The organism is Brevibacillus sp. NRRL NRS-603, assembly GCF_003013445.1.
GTDB lineage: Bacteria > Bacillota > Bacilli > Brevibacillales > Brevibacillaceae > Brevibacillus > Brevibacillus formosus.
Genome location: NZ_PXZN01000075.1, coordinates 1 through 5649, shown reverse-complemented (window position 1 = coordinate 5649; position 5649 = coordinate 1). Strand labels below are relative to the sequence as shown.

The 5649-nt window shown below is 47.4% G+C and carries 10 protein-coding genes and 1 pseudogene; 10 read left to right on the top strand and 1 reads right to left on the bottom strand.

What is annotated here, in order from left to right; all coding sequences use genetic code 11:
• The 6 genes from C7R94_RS27895 to C7R94_RS27870 all read left to right on the top strand — a co-directional run.
• On the top strand, positions 1–218 hold a 218-nt coding region (locus tag C7R94_RS27895; protein ID WP_199197973.1), incomplete at its 5' end, for a YIEGIA domain-containing protein.
• Positions 219–221: 3 nt separating this feature from the next.
• The gene (locus tag C7R94_RS27890; protein ID WP_106785825.1) at positions 222–404 is read left to right on the top strand and encodes a capping complex subunit for YIEGIA; all 183 of its coding nucleotides are present in this window, start codon (positions 222–224) and stop codon (positions 402–404) included.
• A gap of 54 nt (positions 405–458) precedes the next feature.
• Positions 459–1772, top strand: coding sequence for a ribosome biogenesis GTPase Der (der, locus tag C7R94_RS27885; protein WP_106785826.1), 1314 nt, complete (start codon positions 459–461; stop codon positions 1770–1772).
• A gap of 15 nt (positions 1773–1787) precedes the next feature.
• Positions 1788–2390: a glycerol-3-phosphate 1-O-acyltransferase PlsY gene (gene plsY, locus C7R94_RS27880; protein ID WP_106785824.1), complete on the top strand. Its 603-nt coding sequence runs from the start codon at positions 1788–1790 to the stop codon at positions 2388–2390.
• Positions 2391–2403: 13 nt separating this feature from the next.
• The gene (locus tag C7R94_RS27875; RefSeq protein ID WP_106785823.1) at positions 2404–3456 is read left to right on the top strand and encodes an NAD(P)H-dependent glycerol-3-phosphate dehydrogenase; all 1053 of its coding nucleotides are present in this window, start codon (positions 2404–2406) and stop codon (positions 3454–3456) included.
• 87 nt (positions 3457–3543) lie between these two features.
• A complete protein-coding gene (locus C7R94_RS27870; protein ID WP_233220692.1) occupies positions 3544–3801 on the top strand; it encodes a stage VI sporulation protein F in 258 nt (85 codons plus the stop codon).
• A 120-nt stretch (positions 3802–3921) separates the two neighbouring features.
• Here C7R94_RS27870 and C7R94_RS27865 read toward each other — a convergent pair whose 3' ends face one another.
• The gene (locus C7R94_RS27865) at positions 3922–4401 is read right to left on the bottom strand and encodes a hypothetical protein (RefSeq protein ID WP_106785822.1); all 480 of its coding nucleotides are present in this window, start codon (positions 4399–4401) and stop codon (positions 3922–3924) included.
• On the opposite strand from C7R94_RS27865, the gene C7R94_RS31075 reads away from it, so the two are divergent.
• The 4 genes and pseudogenes from C7R94_RS31075 to C7R94_RS27845 form a co-directional block, all read left to right on the top strand.
• The gene (locus C7R94_RS31075) at positions 4362–4724 is read left to right on the top strand and encodes a DUF2768 domain-containing protein (RefSeq protein WP_369835031.1); all 363 of its coding nucleotides are present in this window, start codon (positions 4362–4364) and stop codon (positions 4722–4724) included. The two genes, C7R94_RS27865 and C7R94_RS31075, sit on opposite strands and share 40 nt — an antisense overlap.
• A gap of 12 nt (positions 4725–4736) precedes the next feature.
• Positions 4737–5033, top strand: coding sequence for a 2Fe-2S iron-sulfur cluster-binding protein (locus C7R94_RS27855; RefSeq protein ID WP_047068972.1), 297 nt, complete (start codon positions 4737–4739; stop codon positions 5031–5033).
• A gap of 16 nt (positions 5034–5049) precedes the next feature.
• Positions 5050–5397 carry a 2Fe-2S iron-sulfur cluster-binding protein gene (locus C7R94_RS27850; RefSeq protein WP_012686141.1) on the top strand — a complete coding sequence of 116 codons (348 nt, stop codon included), beginning with the start codon at positions 5050–5052 and terminating at the stop codon, positions 5395–5397.
• 16 nt (positions 5398–5413) lie between these two features.
• Positions 5414–5649, top strand: a pseudogene (locus C7R94_RS27845) (hypothetical protein); the annotation flags it as partial.

Below are 5649 nucleotides of genomic sequence, written 5' to 3'. Positions count from 1 at the left end.
ACGATGTCGCGACGCAACTCGGCGTATATACTGATACGGGAGAGCCATCGCTAACTCCATTGGTAAAACGTGATATACAGTCAGGAAGACTGGGTGTATTTTTATTGCCGCAAGAAAAAGATGTGGAACGTGCAATGTCCGTTATTCGTGCAGTCCCGATTCTCGAGAGCGTCTTCCGAATGCCAACGAAGACTAGAATCGTGAAAAAGGAGCTGTAGGCCATGACAGGAGTAATCTTGGCGGTGATTACGACGAACAAAGACAGGATAGCAGGTGGTGTGCCGATTTTTATCGAGTCTACTACGGAGGGTATGCAGCAAACAGCCTTCACGCTGGAAAAGATACTAGATGGAATGGTGCATGAAGTGAGCGCCGATACCCTTATCATTGTTCGGCATAAGTAGTGTATGGTATGATTAGCTAGTCAAAACGTAAAATGAGAGAGAGTGTTGTTGATTATGGGATTACCAGTGGTAGCCATTGTGGGGAGACCCAACGTGGGGAAGTCCACGATTTTTAACAGATTGATTGGCGAACGAATCGCGATCGTGGAGGATATGCCGGGAGTAACCCGTGACCGCCTGTACGGGAAAGGTGAATGGTTAACGCATACATTCCATGTGATTGATACCGGTGGAATTGAGTTTGGCGAGACCGACGAGATTCTTACACAGATGCGTTACCAGGCAGAGCTTGCGATTGACGAAGCAGATGTCATCATTATGATTGCAGATAGCCGTACAGGAGTGACAGATGCGGACGTTGAACTGTCACGGATGCTGAATCGGACAGGAAAACCTGTCGTTCTCGCGGTGAACAAAGCGGATAATCCGGAAATGCGTGCGGATATTTACGATTTTTATTCCTTGGGTCTGGGCGAGCCATTCCCTGTCTCAGGTAGCCATGGTCTTGGCTTAGGCGATATGCTGGAAGAAGTGGTTCAGCATTTCCCAGCAGAGGATGACGAAGAGAAAAGAGACGATGTTATTCGTGTATCCATCATCGGTCGTCCAAACGTCGGGAAGTCTTCTTTGACGAATGCGATTCTCGGTGAAGAGCGAGTCATTGTCAGTGATGTTGCCGGAACGACCCGTGATGCAATCGACACGCCATTTGAGCGTGATGGCCAAAGCTACATTCTCGTAGATACGGCAGGTATGCGCAAGCGTGGAAAAGTGTATGAAACAACGGAAAAATACAGTGTGATGCGTGCGATGCGTTCCATTGAGGATTCCGATGTCGTTCTTGTTGTCATTAACGGGGAAGAGGGCATTATCGAGCAGGACAAGAAGATCGCGGGTTATGCACATGAGGCTGGCCGTGGTGTCATTATTATCGTGAACAAATGGGATGCTATTGAAAAAGACGACAAAACGATGCAACGCTTCACAGAATTGATCCGCGAAGAATTTAAATACCTGGATTACGCTCCGATTATGTATGTGTCTGCAAAATCGAAGCAACGTGTCCATACGATTCTACCGAAGGTCAATGAAGTAGCTCAAGCACATGCGATGCGGATTCCTACCGCGGTTCTCAATGATTTGGTAACAGATGCGACGATCCGTACACCTCCGCCATCTGATCGTGGTAAACGCTTAAAGATCAACTATGCGACACAAGCAACAGTGAAACCACCGACGTTCATTCTGTTTGTGAACGATCCGGAACTTATGCACTTCTCCTATGAACGTTACATAGAGAACAAAATCCGTGAAGCATTTGTGTTTGAAGGCACACCAGTTAGAATCTGGACACGGAAAAAAACGTAGGGAGAGAAAAAGGCCATGGTGTTATTATCCTGGGTGCTTAGCTATTTAATCGGTTCTATTAGCTTTAGCTATCTTATCGCCAAAAAAGTCGCAGGAATTGACATTCGTTCTCATGGCAGCGGAAATGCCGGTGCAACCAATACCCTCAGGGTGTTAGGAAAAGGCCCCGGCATTGCCGTTCTCCTTCTTGATGCACTAAAAGGAATAGCTGCGATGGGACTGACTCACCTGATGACAGGGGACCCGGCAGCGTACGCAGTGGCAGGCCTGTTTGTTATCGCGGGTCACAATTGGCCGATCTTTTTTGGATTCCGCGGAGGGAAAGGCATTGCGACCACGCTAGGCGTCGTGTTAGGGTTTTCTCCCTTGGCATTTTTGATCGCTGCCGTGTTGGCAGTCATAGTCATTGCGATTACTCGCTTTGTTTCATTAGGATCATTGGTTATCGTAACGGTCATTCCATTTACTCTTTACTTGTTGGACAAACCTACTTCCTTTATCTGGGCGAGCTTGGCGATCGCAATCTTTGCTTACATTCGTCATTATAATAATATCCGCAATCTTCTTGCAGGTAACGAACGGAAACTAGGAGACAAGTCCAACCGGAAGCTGGGATAATGTACGAACGGACATGAGAAAAGTGGAGGGGGACGTATTGATTCAAAATGTTACGGTGATTGGGGCCGGAAGCTGGGGAACGGCACTTGCTACAGTCTTGGCGGACAACGGTCATCAGGTTACGCTTTGGGTACGGGATACCAAGTTGGCAGACGAAATAAACAGCAAGCATGTGAATGAGAAGTACCTGCCGGGAGAAACGCTTTCGACCAACATTGTTGCCACCACCAATATTCAAGAAGCTGTCGTTGGCAAGCGCATTGTCCTTCTCGTTGTTCCTTCCCATGCCATGCGTCAAATTTGTCGGCAAGTGGCTCCGCACCTGGAACCGGATGTACTGTTAATTCATGCGACAAAAGGCTTTGAATTGGAAAGCCTGAAGCGGATGTCAGAAGTCATTGCGGAAGAGGTGCCGAAAGAGATTGCGTCCAGATTGGCTGTGTTGTCAGGACCGAGCCATGCCGAGGAAGTAGTCAAACGGCAACCAACGACAGTGGTGATGGCGTCTGAATCGGAAGAAAGCATGCTGCGCTCTCAAGATTTGCTGATGAATACAAATTTTCGAGTGTATACCAACCCGGACCTGATTGGCGCTGAGATCGCCGGAGCGTTGAAGAACATCATTGCACTTGGTGCAGGGATGTCTGATGGTTTAGGGTATGGGGACAACGCTAAGGCAGCCCTGTTGACCCGTGGTTTGGCGGAAATTAGTCGACTGGGCATCAAGCTCGGTGCTAAGCCACTTACGTTTTCTGGCCTGGCTGGTGTTGGTGATTTGATTGCCACATGTACGAGTAAACACAGCAGAAACTGGCGTGCAGGCTATATGCTCGGACAAGGAAAAAAACTCGATGACGTACTGGCACAGATGGGCATGGTCGTCGAAGGCGTTCGTACGACAAATGCAGCCTTTTCCTTATCGCAACGCGAGCAGGTTGAAATGCCAATCACCTCTGTTCTGTATGGGATGCTGTTTGAAGGAAAAGAAGCTCGTCAAGGCGTGGAAGAACTGATGGGACGCGGAAAAACCTTTGAAATGGCGTACCTGAATCCCGATGCGGAATAAGTCATGAGTGAAGTATCACCGATTTAGGCTTCTGCACATACGATAGGGTGAAAGCCCATGTGCAGGAGGAGATTTCACGTGAATAATATGTCGAAACGACTTTTTGAGCGCTTGCAAGGAAAAGCAACGGAAAATGTCGATGAAGAAAAGCTTCGCTCACTAGCCGGTCAGGTCAAGCGCAGTGATTTTGAAGACGAGACCAAGCTGCGTCAAATCATTCGCACGCTCGCTACCCTTAGCGGCAAGCAATTAACTCCTGAAAAGGAAGATAGGGTCATTGAAATGTTTCGCAATCAGGAAATTAATCTAAATGACATGTCCACCTTGACCAAGCTGCTCAAATAAGAGAAATGGGCGATTATGCCCGTTACCTGCAACCAAAACCGTCATACAGTAAGACTAGGAACAATCATGGCTCTACAGGGACATGGCTGACCTACAGATTGCAAGAAAAAAAGAGGGATTTTATCCCTCTTTTTTTCGTTCTTTGGAGTTGCTGCTTACCTGTGTAATCAGGTTCTGGACTAAAGGGGATTGCAGGAGACCCAGTAATTGCCCGATATCTATATTGGCCAAGAGGTTGCCTAAGCCTGATTCCGGCTGTGTTGTTGTGTCTGCAGCCTTTTGTGGCTCTGGAGCGGCTTTACGTTTGCCAGCAGGCTTTTCGGCAACGACCTCAGGCTCAGGCGTGCGTTTTCCGAGGTTCTCAATCATCTCCATCGCCCCGTACAATGAATCCATTGTGTCTTCTACCTGCCGAATCGTGCTGCCGATCCCTTTAATGTTATGGCGCATTTTCGTAACAGAGGTGCGCAAATCAACCGCGGGCAGGATTTTTTTCGGTGAAATGGAAAGGGAGACATTTTCGACTTGGTCGCTTAATTTTTTGCTGGGTATAGGCGCGTATGGATTCCGCCATTTTCGATTATTTACTTTATTACTCAACGTTTCATCCCTCCAATGGGCGAATTCATCACGATAGTCTATGCGAATGTCTAGTATTAGGTTCGCAAGCGTCAGACGAAGAGGGGGAAGTATGGTATAATAAAGCAAAAAATGCAAAGGATGCTGCAGTCCCGATGTATATTGATCCTATGACAAAGATGAACATCTCCTTAATCGCCATTGGGCTCATGTTCGTCTGCAATTTAGTTATGATCTTTGCCAGAAAAATAAGCAATGGGTTTTTGCGGTTCCTTGTGAAGGCCTTCGCATTCTTACTATTACTCGTCGTGCTTGTCATGATTTTGATTGTGATTTTTGTCTAGGGAGGATTATCAATGTCGGCGATCACACTACTAACTCGTGCTGGCAGTCATGAAGTCTCGATCGAGTTGAATCAATCGATTGTTGCTCTTGCCAAAAAGAACAACATCGTGTGGGGGCATGCGTGCCAAAGAGGGGTATGTGCACAATGCCGTACACATGTTTTGGAAGGGGCAGAGCACTTAAACGAAGTGACACCAGAAGAAAAACTACGATTGCGTAAGGCTGAACGCGCAGAAGGCTACAGATTAGGCTGCCAGACGAAGATTGTTTCATCAGGAACAATCAAGGTAGCTCATCGGCCGTATTAGTAAAGGAAGTGACGGAATGGGGAAAGTAACCTTTCTCCCGAGCAAGAAGAGTGTGAAGGCGCGGACTGGGCAAACCTTGGTCGGCGTTGCTTCGTCAGCTCGCGTTGTAATCCCGCAGAGATGCGGTGGACACGCATCTTGTCTGATGTGCCGCGTGGTCGTTGAAAATGGCCTGCTGTGCCCGCCAACAGCTCTGGAAAAGCGCAAGCTGCCTGAAAAGGATCTCGCGAATGGGATTCGTTTGGCCTGTCAGGCAAAAACGACGGAAAAGGATTGTACGGTCAGGATTCCAGAAAGCAAGCTGAAATCAGTAGTAGCGGCTGCACTCGAGCGACAACGCAAAGAAAATGAAGATGGAATGTAAGAGGTGTGTACATAAGATGTGGCAATCGTGGCGAAAATCGTTCAAGCTTCTGATCAGTTTGACGATTCTGTCTTCCCTTTTATCTGGATGCTTGTATCCGGATGAGCGCAGAGCAGAGAATCAAATTCCTAGTACCTTTTTTGTAGAAGCAACACAAAAAGCGATTGAGCAATTCCAAAAAGATACAGCAGTGTTGCCAATCGTAACGAAATCCCTCGATACTCCTATTTTTGAAAAATACGAGATTGATTT